Origin of the sequence: Pasteurella oralis, assembly GCF_002850605.1 — a bacterium.
GTDB classification, from domain to species: Bacteria; Pseudomonadota; Gammaproteobacteria; order Enterobacterales; family Pasteurellaceae; genus Pasteurella; species Pasteurella oralis.
Map to the genome: position 1 here is coordinate 1 of NZ_NXGB01000009.1, position 21,976 is coordinate 21,976.

20 protein-coding genes are annotated in these 21,976 nt (G+C 37.9%); 7 read left to right on the forward strand and 13 right to left on the reverse strand.

All coding sequences use genetic code 11. From position 1 onward, the window contains the following. Positions 1-198: 198 nt before the first annotated feature. From C0975_RS09945 to ltnD, 9 genes are all read right to left on the reverse strand, one after another. A complete protein-coding gene (locus C0975_RS09945) occupies positions 199-1,539 on the reverse strand; it encodes a carboxylesterase family protein (RefSeq protein ID WP_101776239.1) in 1,341 nt (446 codons plus the stop codon). 66 nt (positions 1,540-1,605) lie between these two features. Then, a complete protein-coding gene (locus tag C0975_RS09950) occupies positions 1,606-3,072 on the reverse strand; it encodes a GntT/GntP/DsdX family permease (RefSeq protein ID WP_101776240.1) in 1,467 nt (488 codons plus the stop codon). Positions 3,073-3,083: 11 nt separating this feature from the next. Then, a complete protein-coding gene (gene denD, locus C0975_RS09955) occupies positions 3,084-4,031 on the reverse strand; it encodes a D-erythronate dehydrogenase (RefSeq protein WP_101776241.1) in 948 nt (315 codons plus the stop codon). A 136-nt stretch (positions 4,032-4,167) separates the two neighbouring features. Continuing rightward, complete coding sequence (locus C0975_RS09960) at positions 4,168-5,967, reverse strand: alpha/beta hydrolase (protein WP_101776242.1); 1,800 nt, start codon at positions 5,965-5,967, stop codon at positions 4,168-4,170. Position 5,968: 1 nt separating this feature from the next. Beyond that, on the reverse strand, positions 5,969-6,643 hold the full coding sequence (locus tag C0975_RS09965; RefSeq protein WP_101776243.1) for a cyclase family protein: 675 nt from the start codon (positions 6,641-6,643) through the stop codon (positions 5,969-5,971). 14 nt (positions 6,644-6,657) lie between these two features. Next, complete coding sequence (gene otnI, locus C0975_RS09970) at positions 6,658-7,440, reverse strand: 2-oxo-tetronate isomerase (protein ID WP_101776244.1); 783 nt, start codon at positions 7,438-7,440, stop codon at positions 6,658-6,660. 1 nt (position 7,441) lies between these two features. Continuing rightward, positions 7,442-8,074, reverse strand: coding sequence for a 3-oxo-tetronate 4-phosphate decarboxylase (gene otnC, locus C0975_RS09975; RefSeq protein WP_101776245.1), 633 nt, complete (start codon positions 8,072-8,074; stop codon positions 7,442-7,444). Then, positions 8,071-9,312, reverse strand: coding sequence for a 3-oxo-tetronate kinase (gene otnK / locus C0975_RS09980; protein ID WP_101776246.1), 1,242 nt, complete (start codon positions 9,310-9,312; stop codon positions 8,071-8,073). The genes otnC and otnK overlap by 4 nt, the downstream gene beginning before the upstream one ends. After that, positions 9,312-10,220: an L-threonate dehydrogenase gene (ltnD, locus tag C0975_RS09985; RefSeq protein WP_101776247.1), complete on the reverse strand. Its 909-nt coding sequence runs from the start codon at positions 10,218-10,220 to the stop codon at positions 9,312-9,314. Before ltnD ends, otnK begins: the two co-directional genes overlap by 1 nt. 216 nt (positions 10,221-10,436) lie before the next feature. On the opposite strand from ltnD, the gene C0975_RS09990 reads away from it, so the two are divergent. Next, positions 10,437-11,198, forward strand: a complete 762-nt coding sequence (locus tag C0975_RS09990) for a DeoR/GlpR family DNA-binding transcription regulator (RefSeq protein ID WP_101776248.1) — start codon at positions 10,437-10,439, stop codon at positions 11,196-11,198. A 57-nt stretch (positions 11,199-11,255) separates the two neighbouring features. Here C0975_RS09990 and C0975_RS09995 read toward each other — a convergent pair whose 3' ends face one another. Continuing rightward, positions 11,256-12,716 carry an aminoacyl-histidine dipeptidase gene (locus tag C0975_RS09995; RefSeq protein WP_101776249.1) on the reverse strand — a complete coding sequence of 487 codons (1,461 nt, stop codon included), beginning with the start codon at positions 12,714-12,716 and terminating at the stop codon, positions 11,256-11,258. Positions 12,717-12,867: 151 nt separating this feature from the next. Between C0975_RS09995 and gpt the strand changes: the two genes are divergently transcribed. Continuing rightward, positions 12,868-13,329, forward strand: coding sequence for a xanthine phosphoribosyltransferase (gene gpt / locus C0975_RS10000; RefSeq protein ID WP_101776250.1), 462 nt, complete (start codon positions 12,868-12,870; stop codon positions 13,327-13,329). 72 nt (positions 13,330-13,401) lie between these two features. Here gpt and uxuA read toward each other — a convergent pair whose 3' ends face one another. The 3 genes from uxuA to C0975_RS10015 form a co-directional block, all read right to left on the reverse strand. Next, the gene (gene uxuA / locus C0975_RS10005; protein WP_101776251.1) at positions 13,402-14,586 is read right to left on the reverse strand and encodes a mannonate dehydratase; all 1,185 of its coding nucleotides are present in this window, start codon (positions 14,584-14,586) and stop codon (positions 13,402-13,404) included. Positions 14,587-14,847: 261 nt separating this feature from the next. Further along, a complete protein-coding gene (locus C0975_RS10010; protein ID WP_101776252.1) occupies positions 14,848-15,594 on the reverse strand; it encodes an FCD domain-containing protein in 747 nt (248 codons plus the stop codon). 83 nt (positions 15,595-15,677) lie between these two features. Then, a complete protein-coding gene (locus C0975_RS10015; RefSeq protein ID WP_101776253.1) occupies positions 15,678-16,652 on the reverse strand; it encodes a TRAP transporter substrate-binding protein in 975 nt (324 codons plus the stop codon). A 233-nt stretch (positions 16,653-16,885) separates the two neighbouring features. On the opposite strand from C0975_RS10015, the gene C0975_RS10020 reads away from it, so the two are divergent. The 5 genes from C0975_RS10020 to C0975_RS10040 are packed head-to-tail and all read left to right on the forward strand — an operon-like array spanning position 16,886 to position 21,974. Then, positions 16,886-17,374, forward strand: coding sequence for a TRAP transporter small permease (locus C0975_RS10020; protein WP_101776254.1), 489 nt, complete (start codon positions 16,886-16,888; stop codon positions 17,372-17,374). 14 nt (positions 17,375-17,388) lie between these two features. Beyond that, complete coding sequence (locus C0975_RS10025; protein WP_101776255.1) at positions 17,389-18,699, forward strand: TRAP transporter large permease; 1,311 nt, start codon at positions 17,389-17,391, stop codon at positions 18,697-18,699. Between the two features lie 49 nt (positions 18,700-18,748). Then, on the forward strand, positions 18,749-19,594 hold the full coding sequence (locus C0975_RS10030; protein ID WP_101776256.1) for an SDR family oxidoreductase: 846 nt from the start codon (positions 18,749-18,751) through the stop codon (positions 19,592-19,594). A gap of 25 nt (positions 19,595-19,619) precedes the next feature. After that, complete coding sequence (gene uxaC / locus C0975_RS10035) at positions 19,620-21,023, forward strand: glucuronate isomerase (RefSeq protein WP_101776257.1); 1,404 nt, start codon at positions 19,620-19,622, stop codon at positions 21,021-21,023. A gap of 9 nt (positions 21,024-21,032) precedes the next feature. Next, the gene (locus C0975_RS10040; protein ID WP_101776258.1) at positions 21,033-21,974 is read left to right on the forward strand and encodes a sugar kinase; all 942 of its coding nucleotides are present in this window, start codon (positions 21,033-21,035) and stop codon (positions 21,972-21,974) included. The last annotated feature ends 2 nt before the right edge of the window (positions 21,975-21,976 follow it).

Consider the following 21,976-nt stretch of genomic DNA (forward strand, 5'->3'; position numbering starts at 1 on the left):
GTTTCCAATATTTCTGTAAACAAATAATAAATACAAAAACTCATGCGTTAAGTTGCATGAGTTTTCTATTCCACATAACTGAAATCATAAACAAGACATCAAGTGTTTAGCGTTATTAGCTTAAATACAACAAAATTTCAAAAAAACTGACCGCACTTTATATCCAATCTTGTTTCACTAAAGCTTAGTGACATCATATTATTTAGCTAACCGTTGTTCTAATAGCCACATTATCACTTCAGGGCTATTAAACACAGCATCCCATGTATTATGTGGATTATTATTAATAATGCCATTATCGCCTACTTGTTGTACGCTAAATTCGGTATATTTCACATTTTTTGCATTCACTTTATTCTGCAAAATATCGTAATTAATTCGTGATCCTACTACAGGTGAAACTTTATCTTCGATACTATGGAAAAACCACATCGGTACATCTTTCAACACAGATAAACTCTCAACCGTCGCATTACCATCTATCCATTCAACAGTGTTAGCTTCTCGTCCACTCATCAGTAATGCACCAGCAAAAAAGTGCGGTCGTTTTTGCAACAAATATAAGCCACCTTCTGCACCACGCGATAAGCCTACAATATAAATACGTTTTGTATCAATATTAGGATTATTCGCCATCACCTCATCTAACATTTTAAATACTAGCTGATGACGATTATCTGTTTGCCAATGGATACCTTTTTTATCAAACGGATCAAATACAGAAGCATATTGTGGTGCGAGTACAAATCCATCTTCATACTGCAAAGTAGCGATTGCGCCTTTACTTGACAATAAGTGTGCCATATTATCTTTGCCAACTTGCCCTGAACCATGTAAAAACAGCGTTAATGGATACTTTTTGCCCTCTTGCAAAGTCGGTTTGTATAAACGATAAAGTAATTGATTATCTGTCTTAGCTAAAGAAATTGAATGAGCAGTGAAATCATCAATATAACGAGTTTTCACTTGCGCTTTAGTTGCTGCTTGCTTAATTTCACTAGACTGTAATGTCTTACCATTAGTTAATTTTAATAAGCCTGCTTGCTTAATCGTATACACTAATTTATCGTCATAAAATACAGGGACGCGATTAGCCTGTACTTTTTCAACGTCAACAAGCTGTCCTGTACTATCTTTTGACTTAAATTTAACGGGTTGATTATTTTCTACTTTCAACGAGTAGAAATCCGCATTTTTATCCCGTTCATCTAACTCTAAAATCACAAATCGTCCCACTTTACTTTGATATGCCTTATTCGGCGTATCATTCACATAAGCTCGAAGTAAAGTTCGTGGCATCGCTTCTGCTTGCTCAAGTGCGGTCTGAATTTGGTAAATTTGACGTAAATCACTGCCTGCCAGTAAATTCGCTTCATATTCCAATGCAATACCCGTGATTTTCGCGCCTTTTTCTGTCACATCTGCTAACAAGGTGGCATTGATCGCTTTTGGCATTTGTGGACTATCTGGTATTTGAGTAGAAGCAGTACTAAATAAAGGAAAACTGGCACAAGATAAAATAAGTATTTTTCTTAACATAACGAGGCTCCATAAAAGAATAGCAACAAACTAGGCGAGATTGTTGCTATTCATTAAGTTAATTAATTACAGTTTTTTACTTTGTACATTGACATATACAAGAATCGCAGCAAGTACACCCAGTGGTAATAACAAGTCAGTAATTGAGCCATCATTGCCCCAAATTAAGTTGGCTAAAATCACAGAACTACCACCAATTGCCCATGCAATTGTGGTAGGCACAGACCACACAATCATTTGCTTCTTCACATCATTGATTCCCATCATACGATTTACAACCCAGAATAAACTATCGTTGAAATAACCGAAGAATAAAGACCCCATTGTTGCAGCTTGCGCAGCTAATAACATATTCACACCTGGAATTTGTGCCAAAATAGGCGCAGAAATTGATGCTGCGGTAATCATTGCCACTGTACCTGAACCTTGAATAAAACGTACTAACGTCGAGACGATAAACGGAATCAAGATCGGTGAAATTGGTAACGCCGCAACCTGTTCTGCAAGCTCTTTACCTGCACCACTCTCACGTAAAACTGCACCTAATGCACCACCTGCACCCGTCACTAATAGGATAATCCCTGCGGTTTTTACGCCTTCTTCTAAATGCAATGCAGTTGTGGTTTTATCTACATTAGGTAATAAGGTATACACCGCGACTAATACGCTAATTGCCAATGCAATCATTGGATGACCAATGAAATTGAAGACTTGATAGAGTGTATTTTCAGCTAATGTCGGATTTGTTTTCGCCATTAAACCTAAAATAGCTTTAATGAAAATCAAGCCTATTGGTAATAAAATCGGTAATAATGATAGACCTAGGCTTGGTAGATTTTTCTTCTCACGGCTCTCAATATAATCATCGTATTTTTGTTTTAGTTCTTCTTGGCTAAACACTTCTTGGTTAAAAGTTGGATATTTTTTATCTAACCATTTCGCATAAAGTACCATACCCACTACAGGTAATACTGCCATCCCCATACCAACTAACAACATTGCGCCAATATCAACACTAAATAGACCCGCTACCCCCAATGGACCTGGTGTTGGTGGTACAGTATGATGGGTTACAACTAATCCCCCAGCTAATGCAACACCCAATGTCAATAATGAACGTTTACCATTCTTAGCCAATGCTTTAGCGACTGGATAAAGAATGACGAACGCAGAATCAACGAAAATCGGGATACTCACAACATAACCCGTTATCGCTAATGCCCATTCTTCTTTTTTCTTACCCAGGAATTTAATGAAACTATATGCCATTTTTTCAGCAGCACCAGATACTTCAAGAATGCTCCCCATCATGACACCAAGACCGATAACAATCCCAATTCCCCCTAAAGTACCACCAAATCCTTTTGTAATTGCACCTAACGTGTTATCTACACTCAGTCCCCCGATTAAACCAGCAATCGCGGCGGCAATCAGCATTGCAATGAACGCATGCACTCGAGTTTTTAATACTAAAAACACTAACACAAATACGGCAACTAACAAGCCGATAATTGGAATAGGTAATCCAAACATAACGCCTCCTGTTACATATCACATTGAATAAATTGTTGAATCACATCAGCAAAATTTTGATCAGCGCTAAAACCTAAACCAAACGCTTGTGAACAGTTAATCGCAGCAGGCCAACTTGCCACGATATTATTTATGCCTTCATCAAATTCAAATTTCACATACTGTAAAATCTGTTCTCCTTTAACCTTCGCTAAATCAGCCAGCATTTGTTCAACACTCACGCTAAAGCCCGGTAAGTTGATGACATGCCAATCGCGTGCAGGTAAAGAAGGTAATTGAAGTGCATGAATAAAATTGTTGACGACGGTATTCGGGCTGGATAACCATAAATTCAGTTTTTCTGATACAGGGCAAATCGCCTCTTCTTGCTGTAGAGGTTCACGAATAATACTGCTCACAAAAGAAGAAGCTGCTTTATTTGGCTTGCCTGGACGAATACAGATCGTTGGTAAACGCAAAACAATCCCATCCACAAAACCTTTGCGACTATAATCATTGATTAATAGCTCACACATCGCTTTTTGTGCACCATAGGTTGACTGTGGCGTGACTGCGGTATGATCTTGAATCAATGCAGGTAACTGACCACCATATACCGCTAAAGAACTGGTGAAAATGAAACGAATTTTAGGATTATTATGACGACAAATTTCAAGCAAATTACGTGTTGCTAAAAAATTAATTTGATAGCCCAGATCTGGATCTTGTTCCGCATGACTACTCACAATTGCAGCTAAATGAAAAACCACATCTGTTTTACTATCAATAATGTCTTCTAATCCCACTGGATGACGTAAATCCATTTCGTAACAACGCACTCTTGGATCATTATTTGGCGCCACAGGCTTAATCACATCAATCAGAATAAGCTCATCGACTACCACATTAGATTGGGATAACAAGGTTTTTGCTAAACGTTGTCCAAGAAATCCTTGTCCTCCCGTAATAACAATTTTCATCATTTTCTCCTCAATTTCTGATCGCACTTTTGGCTATATTTTGTGCAAATCACGGTTTAGGATGTAAAAAATGCCCTACCCATCAACAGCAGGGCATTTTTACCAATTAATAACAACGTTGCTGACTAATTAAGTTTTATGCGAGGAATCGACCAATTACTTGACCGCCTACTAAAACCCAAGTCATTAAGAGAGAGGTGAAAAATACACCCAAATAAATGTAACCCGTTTTCAAATAGCACCAGTGATTGATTACAGTAAACACAATGAACTGTGGAATAATGACAGCTAACATCATCATCCAGCGCCCACCAAATTGTGGTAAACCGAGTAAATCGAAGCCAGGACCAATTTGCATAAAGCCAGGCACAAAATGGAATAGCCACAAGATAACTAATCCCGCTGTGGCAAAAATGATTGTTTTGATACTCCAAATAATTAGTGTTGAATGGAAAGATGCCGCCAATTTTTGCTTCATTTGTACTGATACAATCAATCCATTAAAGATGAAGAAAAAGGCTAAAATCGGTAACCAATAAACAAAGAACAAACTAAAACGTTCTGCAGTTAACGGTTTCAACAATGGCCATAAGAAGCGTAATTCTACGCTCAAAGCTTGATAAATTAAGCTTGTAAGTAAATACAAACCTAAAACTAATAGCACGCTGAGTAGTAAATAACGCCCAATAATTTGACCTGTTGTTAATACCGAAGAATGACTGGTTACACCAAATTCCGCCAGTGAAATAGCCGCTTTTCTTTTCCATAGGCTAAATAAAATTAAGCCAACAATACCACTTACAACTAGCCATAAAACAATACCATTACCCATTTCTAATGGCATAAAGCTCAATTTAGATGCAATAGGTTCATTCGCACCGCCCCACTGAGTAAACAATGGATACAGCAACATAGTTAACACAATATTGACCGCAGCAAACACCCACCATTGTTTATCAGAAATTGCGGTTTTTTCTGTCACAGGTTTACGTGCGGCAGAGAAATATGCGCTGTTTAATAAGCCACTTGCGAAAAATAATGCGGCGATTAAGGCTGAGCCTAAAGCAAATAACCCCGCAAACTCTTTATACCAATAAGTCTGCTGATCAGGTTCAAGCCAATCTGTCCCTTTTTCGCCATTTTGTAGCGCTTGGTTAAACCAAAGAATGGCTTCCTTATTACTGTCAGCCGCAATCATCACACCAAGATGAGTTCCATCAACTATAGCAGCACGACGTGCAGAACCATCGTTAAAATCACCATAAGTATGATCCCATTTTAATGTGTCACTTTCCGCCAAACCAAAAGCACTCAAACGTTTAGGGTGAGTGACTAAATCTTTCACAGGGAAAGTTCTTTCACGGTAACCACCAATTTCCTCATATAAACCTTGAGTTAATAAGTAGTTATTCAGCTCCATATCGCCACCATTACTACTTAATCCATTGACTGCTTTATGATCTGGATTAAGTTTAGCGACACGAATCGCGTTCAGCGCACCTGTTGAGTGCCCAAAAACGCCTAAACGTGTTTTATCTACGAAAGGTAAGGATTTCAAATATTGATAGCCGTTATTTGCCCCACTCATATTTTTATTCGAAGCAGGCAACTTTGTCGAATAACCATGCCCAAAGTGGTCAATCGCCAATACCACAAAACCACGTTTTGCTAACTCTAACGCGCCAAAAGTACTGGTTGCTTCTTTATCACTTTGGTAGCCATGCAAAGCAAGTAAGCCTGCTTTGGGATTTTCTGCGCTTGCAGAAACAGGACGATATAATTTAGCAACCATAGGTTGCATTTCTTCAGTCATAAAACTGACCGAACTTACTTCAATCCGCCCGAAATCACGATCAATAGAAGAGGCAAGATAAGCACAAAGGAAAGTGAATAACAAAAATACACTCCCCCAAAGATAATTTTTTGTTAAATTCATATTAAACTCCTTCTGCCAGTACAGTGACTTGTGCACTATCAATTCCTTTGACTAATAAAGGCATTGCTAAAACACGTTTTAAAGTTTTGTTATTGAGCTGTGATAATTTCATGTCTTCAATAATGCAAATAAAGTTATCTTTGTACATTCCCAGCATCACTTGATGAGCCTCAACACCATGATCAGGATTCGCCGGTGAAGCAAGGGAAATAAAATCAAAACCAATGGCTTTCAAATTACTCGCATGATCAATCAAATATTTCGCAGCTTGAATACTGACTGCTCCACCATTTGCTGCATATTGCTGTGGATCATCAACCCTTAATTGCTCTAATCCAGTGCGAATGAATAAACCATCTGCTTGCTGAATTTGTGCTAAATAAGGTTCAAGATCTTCTGGCTCAATTAATGTACCTGCCGTTTTAGGCACATCAATCAAAAGGGGCTTTTCATAAATAAACTGTGTTAAAGGTAACTCGGTAATAGATAACCCATTTGGATTAAAATGCTTAGGCGCATCAAAATGCGTACCAAAATGATTAAACAAATGAATAATGGCACTGTTATACACATCACCTTGTGCCGTGCTTGTACAAATATCATAAGTCAGTGTAGGCTCACCCGGAAATCCTGGGTCCTTCACATCTAATGGATAAGAAAGTAACTGATAATTCATTGCTATCACCTGATCTATTCTTGCTGATAAGGTTTAAACCAATCTAAACCCGCGACAGTTTCAATTCTTGGTTTATACTCACAACCAACAAATCCTTGATAACCAATTTGATCCAACTTATCAAAAAGATATTGATAATTTATTTCACCTTCATCAGGCTCATGACGATCGGGCACTGATGCGATTTGAATATGTGCGACTTTATCTTTGAGTTGATCAGTTAGGCGTGATAAATTGCCATCAACATTTTGCGCGTGAAAATAATCCAGTTGAATAAAGACATTATCTCTATCCACTAAATTGACAATTTCTAAGGTATCAAACTGACTTTTTAACAAATAATTCGGCTTAACTTGCGGGCTTAACGCTTCTAATAAGATCTTGATTCCATGCGGTTTAAATTTTTCTGCCGCATAGCGAAGATTGTTGACAAATGTTTGTTTATATTGCGTTTTATCTGCACCTTCTGGCACAACAGCTGCCATAATATGTACATTAGGGCAATTCAGGGCAAGTGCGTATTCTAAAGCTAAATCAATGTCACGTTGGCTATCTGCTTCACGATTTGGAATAGCAGAAACACCCCATTCACCTTCATCAATATTGCCTGCTGATGTATTAAATAACACCTGCTGTAAACTATATTGATCTAATTTCGCTTTCAGCACATCTGCTGGATAGTCATAGGGCCATAAATATTCAACATATTTAAACCCAGCTTTCGCAGCGGCTTCAAAACGATCTAAAAAAGGCACCTCAGTGAACATCATGGTTAAATTTGCTGCAAATTTTGGCATATTACTTTCCTCTATTTTCGAGATCTTTCACTTCGTTATCAGTGAGATAACGAATTTTTTGTCCTTGCAAAATAAAATACAGCTTTGCGGTTTCTTCTAATTCTTCGGTATTGTCTACTGCATCAACTAAATCGCAGCCTGTTACGACAACACCGTGATTAGCTAATAAAAATGCTTTACCAGATAAGGCTCTTTCACTCAATTCACGTGCAATATTCACATCTCCTGGGCGATAATAAGGAATCACAGGCAATTTACCTACTCGCATGACATAGTAAGGTGTGAACGCTTGCATCGCGTTATCTGGATTTAAATTTTCCAAACAAGATAACGCTGTTAAATAAGTGGAATGTAAATGCACAATGGCTTTACAATCTGGATTTTTTTTGTACATCGCGAGATGAAATACCGATTCTTTCGACGGTTTTTTACCAGATAACACATTCCCATCCATATCAAGCACAGATAAGCTTTCAGCCTCTAAACGACCTAAAGATGAGCCGGTGGGGGTAACTACAATCCGTTTATCATCTAAACGAACTGATAAATTTCCTGCCCCTCCTACGGTATAACCACGCTCAAACAACGAGCGTGCAAGATTGACCATTTCGATTTTTTGTTCTAATTCCGTCATACAAACATTCCTTGTGCAAAAGCAAAAAAGTCTTCTGTACCAAAGTTACCTGATTTCAATGCTAAGAAAATATTGTCATCTAATGCTTTTAACCAAGGCACGCCTGGCGCAATTTGTTTACCAATATGGAATCCAGTAAAGCCCAGTTGCTGTACAACAATGCTTGAAGTTTCCCCCCCCGCCGTGATGAAATTTACTACACCTGCTGCTTTTAATTTTTGTGCTAATTGAGCAAAGGTATTCTCAATTGCATGACTTGCTTTATCTGCACCAAATTCTGCTTGAATCTGTTTCAATTTCTCTGGCGAAACTGTGGCATAAACCATCGGGGCTAATGCATGATGTAAATTTGTAATGACCCATTGCGCTAGCTCATCAGCGTAAGCTGGATTCGAAATGCTTTGTGCTACGTCTAAGTAAAAGTGCGGTGCTTTTTCGGCATATTTCGCCACCTGTTTATTGGTCATGACAGAGCAAGAACCTGACAACACAACCGTTTTTGCTTTACTTGGTAATAACGCATTATCCCCTTGCTTACCACCACTTAAACGTGCTGCCATGTAAGCAGCTAAACCAGAACCCCCTGTGACTAATTTAAAATCAGCGATCGTCTCTGCAAGGACCGCTAATTGGCTGTTATCCACAGAGTCCACTACTGCATAACGACAGCCTTGCTGCTTTAATTCAGCAAAGCGTGACTTCACAAATTCACAGCCTTTCATGAGATCTGCATAGCTCACTAAACCCGTCTTACCTCGTGCTTGCTTATCCATTAAGCGTACTAAATTAGCATCTTTCATCGGTGTAATTGGGTGATTTTGCATGCCAGATTCATTTAAAAGCACATTACCCACAAACAAATAACCATTAAAAATAGTACGACCATTCACAGGTAATGCAGGACAAATCATCGTGAAATCATCTTGTAACGCATCTAATAATGCATCAGTAACCGGACCAATATTACCTTTCTCAGTACTATCAAAAGTGGAACAATATTTAAAATAAAACTGTTTACACCCATTTTGCTGCAACCACGCTAATGCTTGTAACGATTGGGCAATCGCTTCTTCGACTGGATTTGAACGCGATTTTAAGCTGATTACGATGGCATCAACTTGACTTTGTAATGCACAATCAGGTACACCATTCATCTGTACTGTTTTCAGTCCATTTTCTACTAAGAAGCTAGCAATATCACTTGCTCCAGTGAAATCATCTGCAATCACACCTAACATTACGCTTCTCCTTTTTTACTTGGTAATTCAACCCCACTGAAAATTTTAATCACTGCACTATCATCTTCTTTGCCATAACCTGCATTGCTAGCAGAGGTGAACATATTAAAAGCTGTACTTGCGAGTGGTAATGGGAATTTCAACGACTTCGCAGTATCTGTGACTAAGCCTAAATCTTTGACGAAAATATCCACCATAGATAACGGCGTATAATCACCCTCTACCACGTGTTTCATCCGATTTTCAAACATCCATGAATTACCTGCCGCATTAGTCACTACGTCATACATTAAATCAAGTGGAATTCCTGCACGCGCTGCTAATGCCATTGCTTCAGCACCAGCAGCAATATGAACACCTGCTAATAGCTGGTGCACAATTTTAACTGTTGAACCTAAACCAATTTCCTCGCCAATGTTATACACTTTGCCTGCTACAGCATCTAACACAGGTTGTAGCTTCGTAAAAGCTTGTTTTGAACCAGACGCCATTACTGTCATCTCGCCAGCAGCTGCTTTTGCCGCGCCACCAGAAACAGGAGCATCTAACATAAATAAACCTAACTCTGTTAATTTTTGTGAAATTTGTTGTGCATCTTGGGCAGAAATTGTCGAAGATACCATCACAGCCGTACCAGGTTTCAAATGCGCTGCCAGACCGTTATCACCAAAAAGTACCGCATTGACTTGATTTGCATTGACTACCAGTAACACAACAGCATCTAAATCTTGTGCAAAACCCACCGCACTTTGTGCAACTTGCTTTGCACCATCTGCTTTAAGCTTTTCTAAGGCAACGGGGTTAAGATCTACGCCGTAAGTCTCCAAACCTGCACGCACACAAGATTGCGCTGCGCCCATTCCCATAGCTCCTAAACCAATGACTGCAACTGAAAAATCTTGATTCATAAGTTCCTCCACCTATTTTTTGAACGAATATTTTACTATTAGTTATATTGCCTATTTTTTACAAATAAATCTGCGATCTAGATCTCAAAAATTAACAATTTAATGTTAATTTTTGTTAATAAAGTCTATTTATAATACTGCGAAGTTAAATTTTTATACAATAAAGGAGAAATAAGCGTATAATTTGCCTGGTTTTATTTGAATGGATGTAAAAGAATGTTAATTCCCGTAGAACGTCAGAAAAAAATTCTTAACTTAATTCATCAGCAAGGTATTATGCGAATTGCTAATTTAGTCGATATCATGGGTGTTTCCCATATGACAATTCGCCGTGATATCCAAAAACTGGAAGAAAAAGGCAAAGTGGTTTCCGTTTCTGGAGGCGTGCAGTTATTAGAGCGTTTAATTTCAGAGCCTACTCGTGACGACAAATCATTACTTTTCCACCAACAAAAAGCAGCTATTGGTCTTGCCGCAGCAGAACTGATTCCCACTAATGCGACAATTTATCTTGATGCAGGTACCACTACATTAGAAATCGCCAAGCAAATTACTGAACGTGAAGATGTGTTAATTATTACTAATGATTTTGGTATTGTTGATTTCCTCATCGCAAATGGTCGCTGCGATTTAATTCATACGGGTGGACGAGTATGTAAAGAAAACCGTTCTTCTGTAGGTGAACTTTCCGCACAATTTCTGCGCAATGTTTCCATTGATTTGGCATTCATTTCTACCTCTTCTTGGAACTTACAAGGTTTAACCACACCTGATGAAGATAAATTACCTGTCAAACGGACAATTGTGCAGTCAAGCCAGCGTAATATCCTCGTCACTGACTCATCAAAATACGGCAAAGTTGCTACTTTTCTACTCTATCCACTAGATACATTTGATCAAATCATCTGTGATAAATCACTCTTGATTAATGCGCAAGAAAAGATTGTTGAAATGGACATTGAGTTGTTATTGGTCTAAAAAAGTGCGGTCAGAATTTGCAAGATTTTGACCGCACTTCATGCTATGGTTTAACCATTATTTTTTCGGCATTGCCGCTAACAGTTTGGTTAGCAATGTCCAATAGGTTTGTACTGCGGGAATATGTACTTTCTCATCTGGTGAATGCGCATTACGAATGGTTGGTCCAATAGAAACCATATCGATATTTGGATAAATTTTCTTCAACAAACCACATTCTAAGCCCGCATGAATCACTTTGACCACTGGCGCATAACCCAGTACCTCTGCATAGACTTTCTCGGTTAAATTCACAATTGGTGCATCGCTATGCGGCTCCCAGCCCGGATAGTAGCCACTAAATTCAACATCAGCACCGACCAAAGAAACTAATGATTTCAATAAGCTACCTACATAACGATTGCCACTATGAATCAGTGAACGAATTAAAATAGTCCCTTTAATATGGGTTTCATCTGTCCGCAATACACCAATACTTAATGAGCTTTCTACTACATTCTCAAGTACATCACTATTGCGAATGACACCGTTTGGTAACACGTTAAATAAGTGGATAGCTTTATGTGTCGTACTTTGCGAGAACACGGTATCTGCATTTTCCACTGGTTGTAGAGTAAATCTAAGATTAGGCTCTACTTTTGCTAGCTCATGCTTTAACAAAATTTCAAAATTTTGCACCGCACTTTGCAATGTTGCTAAGCCCTCATTAAATGCTAATGTCGCAAAAGCTTCGCGTGGAATCGCATTACGCACAGAACCTCCACGAATCTCACTTAACGCAAACTGAAATTGAGGCTCATTTTGAGTAAGTTGCGCTAAGAAACGAGCTAATACCTTAATTGCATTGGCGCGCCCTGTATGAATGTCCCCACCCGAATGTCCACCAGACAAGCCTTTTAACACTAATTGATAGCTCTGTTCAAACGTATTCAGTTTACGTTCAATTTCTAATGAAATATTGGCATTTTCACCACCAGCACAACCAATATAAATTTCGCCATTCTCCTCCGTATCCGTATTAATCATGACTTCACTTTGTAACCAGTTTGGACGTAAACCAATTGCGCCTTCCATCCCAGCTTCTTCAGTCATGGTTAATAATACTTCAAGTGGAGGATGAGCCAGATCATCACTGTCTAATACTGCCAATGCAGATGCCATCCCAATCCCATTATCTGCCCCCAAAGTGGTGCCGCGTGCTTTCACCCACTCACCATCAATATAGGCTTGAATGGGATCTCGGCTAAAATCATGCACAGTCCCTTCATTTGCTTGTGGTACCATATCTAAATGTGCCTGTAACGCTACAGGTACATGATCTTCCATATCTGCTGTTGCTGGCTTACGAATCAGAATATTACCCGCTTCATCACGTTGTGCGTAAAAGCCTTTTCCTTTCGCCCAATGTATAATGAACTGTGCAATTTGTTCTTCTTGATAAGATGGATGTGGGATGGCGCAGATTTGACCAAACCATTTCCATAATAATTTTGGCTGTAATGTTTGAATCTCTGACATAACTCCTCCGATTTTGAAATCCGTTATTATGTTGTCTATAAAAATGCGAAAAAAACCAGCAAAATTATAGCATAAAAGGCTATTTCAGGTTATCCTAACGCAATTTTATTTTATGGGCAAAATTGCCCTCTTATTTTAAAAAGGTGTGTTTATGAGCGAAAAATATGTAGTGACGTGGGATATGTTCCAAATGCACGCACGTAAATTATCAGAGCGTTTACTACCCGCCTCTCAATGGAAAGGGATTATCGCAGTCAGTCGTGGTGGCTTATTTCCTGCAGCTGTGTTAGCGCGTGAATTAGGTATTCGTCATGTAGAAACTGTTTGTATTGCAAGCTATCATGATCATGTTGAACAAGGCGAACTCAAAGTATTACACCGTGCAGAAGGTGATGGCGATGGTTTTATCGTGGTTGATGATTTAGTTGATACAGGTAATACTGCACGTGCAATCCGTGAAATGTATCCAAAAGCAAGATTTGTCACAGTATTTGCAAAACCCGCTGGTGCACCGTTAGTGGATGACTATGTTATTGATATCCCACAAAATACATGGATCGAACAACCTTGGGATTTAGGCTTAACTTTCGTTCCGCCTCTTGCAAGAAAATAAATTTTGCAAACATTAAACAAGCAAATAAAAATGCGAGTTTTTCAACTCGCATTTTTTCTCTACGTTTTTACGCTACTTTTCAAAATAGACTTTTTTAAGTGCTAATTCCAAGCCTCTAAATTCTGCTAAACCTTTTAAACGACCAATCGCTGAATAGCCAGGATTAGTTTTTTTATTCAGATCATCAAGCATTTGATGACCGTGATCTGGACGCATTGGTATTAAACGATAATTCCCATTAGCTTTTCGTCTGTATTCTTCCGTTAAGAGAGCCTTTACAACCTTAAACATATCTACATCGCCCTCTAAATGTGCGGCCTCGTGAAAGCTCAGTGGATTGTCTTCACGGCAGGTAGAACGTAAATGTGCAAAGTAAATGCGATCAGAGAATTGTTCCGTCATTTTCACTAAGTCATTATCTGAACGAACCCCATAAGATCCCGTACACATTGTAAAACCATTCGCCGTTAATGGTTGTGTTTTGACAAACCATTGCATATCCTCAATTGTCGAAACAATACGTGGTAGACCTAAAATTGGGCGAGGAGGATCATCAGGATGAATTGCCATTTTAATTCCCACTTCTTCTGCGACAGGAATAATCTCATTTAAGAAATACGCCAAATGCGTACGGAATTTTTCTGGAGTGATATTTTGATAACGATCTAACTGCCCTTGGAATTCGCTTAGTGTATAGCCTTCTTCCGCACCAGGTAAACCTGCAATAATATTATTCGTCAATTGTTGAATATCCTGCTCACTCATTTTTTCGAAATAAGCTTTTGCTTGCGAACATTCTTCAACAGAATAACTTTGCTCCGCATTCGGACGTTTTAAAATATAAAGTTCAAAGGCAGCAAAGGCAATATGATCAAATCGCAATGCTTTTGACCCATCTGGCATTTGGTATGCCAAATCTGTACGCGTCCAATCTAACACAGGCATAAAATTATAACACACCGTATCAATACCACATTGAGCAAGATGGCGCAGTGTTTGCTTATAGTTATCAATCCATTGCTGATATTGTCCCGTTTGTGTTTTAATTTCTTCGTGAACCGGTACACTTTCTACTACTGACCAAACCAAACCAGCTTGTTCAATCTCTGCTTTACGTTTTTCAATCTCTTCTACTGACCAAATTTGCCCATTTGGAATATGATGAAGCGCAGTGACAATTCCCGTTGCGCCAGCTTGACGAATATCTGCTAGTGAAACAGGATCTTTTGGTCCATACCAACGCCATGTTTGTTCCATAAGAATTTCTCCATTCAAAATTATTTGGCTTTATAAATATGATCATTCTGTCATCAAACATATCACTACCTACCCTTTGCTATACTTTTTATGGAGGAACATCTCATTCTCATCGGATCTTCTTGTAACACTTTTGCTTCTTGTGTTCCATAAGATTCAATAGTAGTATGCTCTAGGTAAACTTCATATCCATCAGACAACAATTCGATTACTTTAGGAGCTCAATCGAATTTTCCGACTTTGAACGCCAATGTAGCAATATCAAATCCCAACAAAGACTGGATTTCGATTAAACAAATAACCATCAAAATTAGGGTCATCAAGATCAGATAATTCAAATAATTTCTGTTTTACATTTTCAAGATGCTGCCACATGGTTTTTTTAGCAAGCGCAGGATCTTTTCGTTGAATACTATTGAGAATCGCTTCATGATCTTTTAACCATAATCGACGATAATGATGTACTTTAATATGCGAATGAAGCCCTTTCCACATCGGATTAGAACGATATTTCCATAGCTCTTTTTGCATCTGAATTAAAACTTCATTCTGCGTTATTTCTGCAATCGCAGTATGAAATTCTTCATCTTCAGAATAATCATCATCACCGCCTTTCTCTAAAGTGATATATTCGCGCTTTAAAATTTCCTTCAAGCGTACAATATCATTACGGTTTGCTTGAATTGCTGCAAATTCAACAATACTACTTTCTAATAATTGTCGAGCTTGCAACAATTCAAATGGTCCTACATCTAAATAATCAAAACTATCATTACTACTTGGTAAATTAATGACATAGACACCAGAACCCTTTTTAACAGAAATCAGGTTCTCTAGTTCCAACATAATTAATGCTTCTCTAACGACAGTCCGACTGACTTCAAAACGTTCCGCAATATCACGCTCTGGAGGTAATCGCTCACCAATTGTATAAATCCCTTTGCGAAGCTCGTCTTTTAATAATTCACCAATTTTTTTATAAGATCGTAATGGATAGTTTTTACTCATAATTAAAAAGCCTTAAATACTACAAACAATAACAGTACCAATTTAAATATTGGTATAACAAATTATAATTTAATATAACATAACTACTGTATTTTACGGATCTCTTCTACAATTTTGTATGTGTCAGGATCTGTTTTTTGTAATTCTTCGTACATTGGAATAACCGCAGCTTTAAATGTCGATTTGTCTACTTCAGCAAAGGTTGACCCCTGCTTAATCGCAGATTCTCTTTCTTTATTTTCAGAAGCAACCCAAAGCGCTTGCATTTTAACCGTAGCCTCATTAGCGGCTTGCTTCAATGCTTTTTGTTCATTTTCACTTAAACCATCCCATACTTTTGCTGAAATCACTAACACATCAGGTACCATAGTGTGTTCATCTAAACTAAAATATTTAGATACTTCACTATGGCGGCTCAATGTATAAGACGGAATGTTATTTTCAGCAGCATCAACTACTCCTTGCTGCAGAGCTGTATAAAGCTCACCATAAGCTAATGGTGTTGGATTTCCTCCTAAGAATTTCACCATATTGACTGCTGTTGGACTAGGCTGGACTCGTACTTTCAAGCCTTTTAAATCCGCAGGTGCTTTAATCGGTTTTGATGTATAGAAACTTCTTGCCCCAGCATCTAAGTAAGCTAAACCAATAAAGCCATTTTCTTTCGATGACTGTAAAATATTTTGTCCAATTGGACTTTCCATCACTTTATAATAATGTTCCTTACTGTTAAATAAATAAGGCAAATTATATACACCATATGGTTTACTAAAAGCTTCTAATTCAGCAGCATTCGATTTTGCTAATGCTAAAGCGCCCTTTTGTACAAGTTCTAAAGACTCACGTTGTGAACCAAGTTGAGCATCGGGATAAACACGAATTTTAAGCTCGCCATTTGTTAATGCTTCAGTACGCTTCGCCATGAATTGTAATGCTTCATGAACTGGATGCGCCCTATTTTGATTATGGCTTAATTTTAAAGTCGTACTTGCTAATACATTAAGAGAAAGCCCCAATGCAATCGCAGTAATAACCACATTTAATGAGAATTTTTTCATAATCATCTCCTTTCATTTCATTCACTTTAGATCTATAAGAGTAATACCCCATTTGGCATGCCAATAATTGTATTTTTTTTCGTTTTAGTCAAAATTATTTATCTAAAAATGAGACCAAAATCACAAAATAAACAAAATTGGAATTCCAATTTAAAAAATGTGACCTCGATCTCATTTAAAATGGTGTGATTATTATAGAATTTGCTGCATATTTATCATTACAGGAGGGATTCATGGAAAAATTGTTTAAATTGGTGAACCAAATATTAATTGCTTTCTTAGTTTCACTTTCCGCAGTACTTGTAATCTGTGTCGTTTGGCAAGTCATCTCTCGTTATATTCTCAGCTCAGCAAGCATTGTAACTGATGAACTAGCTCGCTTTCTCTTTATGTGGGTAGGTCTTATCGGCGCAGCTTATGCAACGGGATTAAAAAGACATCTTGCGATTGATTTATTACTCATGAAAAGTAAAGGAAAAAATAAAACACTTCTTGAAATCTTTATTTCTTGCGTAATGCTCTTTTTTGCAGGATTTATTCTTGTTTATGGTGGTGCTAATCTTGCTTGGGATACTCATGTATCAGGACAGATTTCACCATCACTTAGTATAGACATGGGGCTTGTTTACCTTTGTTTACCTGTTTCTGGAATCATTATGATGTTCTATATTCTTATAGACCTTATTTCAAAATTTAATAAAACTGGTCAACAACTTAATTAAGGAGCAACTTACTTATGGAATGGACAAGTATTCTCGCCCTTTTTGGCTCTTTCGTTTTAATGTTAGTACTTTCAGTGCCAATTTCCTTTGCTATTGCAATTTCAACATTAATCACGATTACAATTAGTTTACCATTAGATGGAGCCTTAACTGTTGTCACTCAAAAAATGGCATCTGGTTTAGATAATTTTGCGTTGTTAGCAATCCCCTTTTTTATTTTAGCGGGTAATATCATGAATCGTGGAGGCATTGCCATCCGCTTAATTGCTCTCGCTAAAGCATTAGGCGCTAGATTACCAGGCTCACTATTCCACAGTAATGTACTTGCCAATATGCTATTTGGCTCAATTTCTGGCTCCGCCGTTGCCTCAGCAGCTGCAATGGGAGGGATCATGTCACCTTTACAAAAGAAAGAAGGTTATGACCCTGAGATTTCAGCTGCAGTCAATATTGCATCTTGTCCAACAGGATTACTTATCCCACCAAGTAATACTTTGATTGTTTATTCTCTTGTTTCAGGTGGTACCTCTATTTCCGCTCTCTTTCTCGCAGGTTATCTTCCAGGCATGCTAATGGGATTAGGCATAATGCTTGTAGCGGGCTTTATTGCCAAACGTAAAAATTATCCCCTAGAACCTGCGCCAAGTTGCAAAGATGTCATGCTAAAAACTATTGATGCATTACCCTCTTTATTACTTATTTTTATTGTCATTGGTGGCATTATTGCTGGAATATTTACTGCAACAGAAGCCTCTGCAATTGCCGTCATCTATACTTTAATTCTTGCTGTTGGATTCTATAAAGAAGTAAAAATTAAAGAACTCCCAGCAATCATTCTAGAATCAAGCATAACAACAGCAATTGTTTTATTACTCATAGGTGCCTCATCCGGCATGTCTTGGGCAATGGCAAATGCAGATATTCCTTATTTGATCCAAGATGCCTTACTCGCTGTTTCTGCTAATCCAATTATTATTATGCTCTTTATCACTGTACTTTTATTAATCGTTGGTACTTTTATGGATATGACGCCAGCAGTGTTAATTTTCACACCTATTTTCTTACCTATTGCGATGGAACTCGGCATTGATCCCGTTCATTTCGGTATCATCATGACCTTTAACCTTTGTATTGGTATCTGTACACCACCTGTTGGTAGCGCGTTATTTATTGGCTGCTCAGTAGGTCATGTGAGTATTGATCGAGTATTAAAACCGATGTTGCCATTTTTCGTTGCACTCATTGTCACGTTATTAATGGTGACATTCATCCCTGATATCAGCTTATTACTGCCTAAATTATTCCTTAATTATTCACCCATGTAATTAAATCATTTAGGTAAACCTCGAATACAGTTATTGATAAGGAAAAATTATGCAAATTCCATTTAATCATCAATTTAAAGATAAAGTTATTGTGATTACTGGTGCTGGCGGTGTGTTATGTGGCTTTCTATCTAAGCAGCTAGCAAGAACAGGAGCCAAAATCGCCTTACTAGATATTAACTTAGAAATGGCAAATCATTTTGCAGAGGAAATCACGCAATCGGGAGGGATTGCGAAAAGTTATCAAACGAATGTTTTAGAACTGAATAGCATTCAAGCAACAAACGAACAAATTAAAAAAGATTTTGGTCCCTGTGATATTCTCATTAATGGTGCTGGTGGTAACAATCCTAACGCAACAACAGACAATGAATTTCATGAATTTGAACTACCTGACAATACTAAATCCTTTTTTGACTTAGATAAAAGCGGCGTAGAGTTTGTTTTCAACCTTAACTATCTCGGCACACTTCTTCCTACTCAGGTTTTTGCGAAGGAAATGGTAGGGAGGAAAGGTAGTTGCATTGTCAATATTTCTAGTATGAATGCTTTTACTCCACTCACTAAAATTCCTGCCTATTCAGGCGCTAAAGCAGCCATCAGTAATTTTACACAATGGCTTGCAGTGCATTTCTCTCATGTTGGTATTCGTTGTAATGCGATCGCACCAGGTTTTTTAGTGAGTAACCAAAATCGTGCGTTGTTATTTAATACTGATGGCAGCCCAACAGCAAGAGCACATAAAATTTTAACTAATACACCAATGGGGCGTTTTGGTGAAGCCGAAGAGTTAGTAGGTGGCATTTTATTCTTAATTGATGAACGCTATTCAAGTTTTGTGAACGGCGTTGTATTACCTATTGATGGTGGTTTCTCAGCGTATAGTGGTGTGTAATAAGTTGTTTTAAGGAGTAGGTGAAATGAAATCCTTTCTATGTGAAAACTTTTTACTTTCGACAAAAACTGCAGAAAAGCTGTATCATGACTATGCAGAAAATATGCCTATTTTTGACTATCATTGTCATCTTAATCCAAAAGACATTGCTGAAAATCGGCAATTTAAAGATTTAGCAGAAATTTGGCTAGAAGGCGATCACTATAAATGGCGTGCAATGCGCACTGCTGGCATTGAAGAACACTTAATTACAGGTCCATCCACCAATTATGAAAAATATTTAGCTTGGGCGAAAACAGTTCCTCTTTGTATTGGCAACCCTATTTATCACTGGACACACTTAGAATTACGTCGTCCGTTTGGTCTCCACAATAAGTTATTTAATCCCGAAAGTGCGGTAAAAATTTGGCATGAATGCAATGAGATGTTGCAGCAGCCAGCATTTTCTGCACGAGGCATTATGCAACAGATGAATGTCAAACTTTCAGGGACTACTGATGATCCTACTGATTCTTTAATCTATCATAAAGCAATTGCAGAAGATAAAACATTTGATATTGATGTCGTACCAAGTTGGCGACCAGACAAAATTTTTAAAATTGAACTCCCAACATTTAATCCCTATATACAACAGCTTGCTGAAGTCGCTGATATTGAAATTACTAATTTTGCAACATTACAACAAGCGATTTTAAAACGACTTGATCATTTTGATCGACATGGCTGTAAATCTGCCGATCATGGTATTGAAATTGTCCGTTTTGCTGACATACCAACAGAACAAGAACTAGATAAAATCCTACAACAACGCCGTCAAAATCAACCACTGACCGAACAACAAATTGCGCAATTTAGTACTGCAATATTGGTTTGGTTAGGACAAGAATATCATAAACGTCAGTGGGTAATGCAATTGCATATTGGTGCTATTCGTAATAATAACAGCAGAATGTTTAGATTATTAGGTGCTGATAGTGGCTTCGACTCTATTGGCGATCGTATATTTGCACAACCACTTGCAAAACTCTTAGACGCTATGGATAACACAAACCAGTTACCTAAAACAATCCTCTATTGCTTAAATCCTCGTGATAATGAAATGATCGGCAGTATGATAGGTAACTTCCAAGGCGATGGTATTGCCAGTAAAATTCAATTCGGCTCAGGCTGGTGGTTTAATGATCAAAAAGATGGCATGGAGCGTCAATTAGAACAACTCTCTCAACTGGGATTATTAAGCCAATTTGTTGGTATGCTCACGGATTCTCGCAGTTTTCTTTCTTATACTCGCCATGAATATTTTCGCCGCATCTTATGTGAAAAATTAGGTCGTTGGGTTGAAAACGGAGAAGCACCAAATGATTTAACATTATTAGGTAGTATGGTTCAAAATGTTTGCTTTAATAATGCAAAACGCTATTTTAAATAAGGAAAATCCATGAAGAAAATAGCAATTATTGGTGAATGTATGATTGAGCTAAATGGTGAGGCATTTGGTCGTATGTATCAAACTTATGGTGGAGATACCCTGAATACAGCAACTTATTTAACTCGCGTCACCCCATCAACAGTACTTGAAGTACAATATATCTCAGCAATGGGAACAGATAAACTGAGCCAACAAATGATTGAGCATTGGCAAACTGATGGCATCAATACCAATTGGGTACTGCGTGACCCGAAACGACATGCAGGTCTCTATTTAATTCAACTGGATGCACAAGGTGAGCGAACGTTTTTATATTGGCGTAATCAATCCGCTGCGCGTTATTTATTGCAACATATTGAGATAGAAAAAGTATTTGAAGCACTGATAGCAGTAGATATGATTTATTTAAGTGGTATCTCTTTAGCTATTTTACCTGATCATGACAGAACAGCATTAATTACAAAGTTAATTGTACTTGCAAAGCAAGGCATAAAAATTGCTTTTGATAGTAACTACCGCCCTGCACTTTGGGAATCACTGGAAAAAACACAAGAAATTTATACCGCACTTTTACCTATTGTTGATCTGGCGTTAGTCACGTTCGAGGATGAACAAGCTATTTGGCAAGATAAAAATGCTCTTGATACCATCCATCGTTTAAAACAAATGGGAGTCAAAAAAGTTATTGTCAAACAAGGAAAATCTGGGGCAATGTGCAGTGATCGTCATAACAATCAATGCTTTGTGCCAACACAAGAAGTCAACAATATTGTTGATACAACTTCTGCAGGTGATGCATTTAATGCAGGCTTCCTTAATGGCTATTTGCAAGGTAAACCATTATATGTTTGTTGTGAACAGGGTCACCAATTAGCAGGGCTTGTCATCCAGTATCAAGGTGCAATTATTGATAAATCAGTAACAGCTCATTTAATAAATACATTCAACTAATT

Bases quoted from the DNA above. Each gene is read 5' to 3' on its own strand.
- C0975_RS09945 (WP_101776239.1), bottom strand. From the start codon at position 1,539: ATGTTAAGAAAAATACTTATTTTATCTTGTGCCAGTTTTCCTTTATTT.
- C0975_RS09950 (WP_101776240.1), bottom strand. From the start codon at position 3,072: ATGTTTGGATTACCTATTCCAATTATCGGCTTGTTAGTTGCCGTATTT.
- denD (WP_101776241.1), bottom strand. From the start codon at position 4,031: ATGAAAATTGTTATTACGGGAGGACAAGGATTTCTTGGACAACGTTTA.
- C0975_RS09960 (WP_101776242.1), bottom strand. From the start codon at position 5,967: ATGAATTTAACAAAAAATTATCTTTGGGGGAGTGTATTTTTGTTATTC.
- C0975_RS09965 (WP_101776243.1), bottom strand. From the start codon at position 6,643: ATGAATTATCAGTTACTTTCTTATCCATTAGATGTGAAGGACCCAGGA.
- otnI (WP_101776244.1), bottom strand. From the start codon at position 7,440: ATGCCAAAATTTGCAGCAAATTTAACCATGATGTTCACTGAGGTGCCT.
- otnC (WP_101776245.1), bottom strand. From the start codon at position 8,074: ATGACGGAATTAGAACAAAAAATCGAAATGGTCAATCTTGCACGCTCG.
- otnK (WP_101776246.1), bottom strand. From the start codon at position 9,312: ATGTTAGGTGTGATTGCAGATGATTTCACTGGAGCAAGTGATATTGCT.
- ltnD (WP_101776247.1), bottom strand. From the start codon at position 10,220: ATGAATCAAGATTTTTCAGTTGCAGTCATTGGTTTAGGAGCTATGGGA.
- C0975_RS09990 (WP_101776248.1), top strand. From the start codon at position 10,437: ATGTTAATTCCCGTAGAACGTCAGAAAAAAATTCTTAACTTAATTCAT.
- C0975_RS09995 (WP_101776249.1), bottom strand. From the start codon at position 12,716: ATGTCAGAGATTCAAACATTACAGCCAAAATTATTATGGAAATGGTTT.
- gpt (WP_101776250.1), top strand. From the start codon at position 12,868: ATGAGCGAAAAATATGTAGTGACGTGGGATATGTTCCAAATGCACGCA.
- uxuA (WP_101776251.1), bottom strand. From the start codon at position 14,586: ATGGAACAAACATGGCGTTGGTATGGACCAAAAGATCCTGTTTCACTA.
- C0975_RS10010 (WP_101776252.1), bottom strand. From the start codon at position 15,594: ATGAGTAAAAACTATCCATTACGATCTTATAAAAAAATTGGTGAATTA.
- C0975_RS10015 (WP_101776253.1), bottom strand. From the start codon at position 16,652: ATGAAAAAATTCTCATTAAATGTGGTTATTACTGCGATTGCATTGGGG.
- C0975_RS10020 (WP_101776254.1), top strand. From the start codon at position 16,886: ATGGAAAAATTGTTTAAATTGGTGAACCAAATATTAATTGCTTTCTTA.
- C0975_RS10025 (WP_101776255.1), top strand. From the start codon at position 17,389: ATGGAATGGACAAGTATTCTCGCCCTTTTTGGCTCTTTCGTTTTAATG.
- C0975_RS10030 (WP_101776256.1), top strand. From the start codon at position 18,749: ATGCAAATTCCATTTAATCATCAATTTAAAGATAAAGTTATTGTGATT.
- uxaC (WP_101776257.1), top strand. From the start codon at position 19,620: ATGAAATCCTTTCTATGTGAAAACTTTTTACTTTCGACAAAAACTGCA.
- C0975_RS10040 (WP_101776258.1), top strand. From the start codon at position 21,033: ATGAAGAAAATAGCAATTATTGGTGAATGTATGATTGAGCTAAATGGT.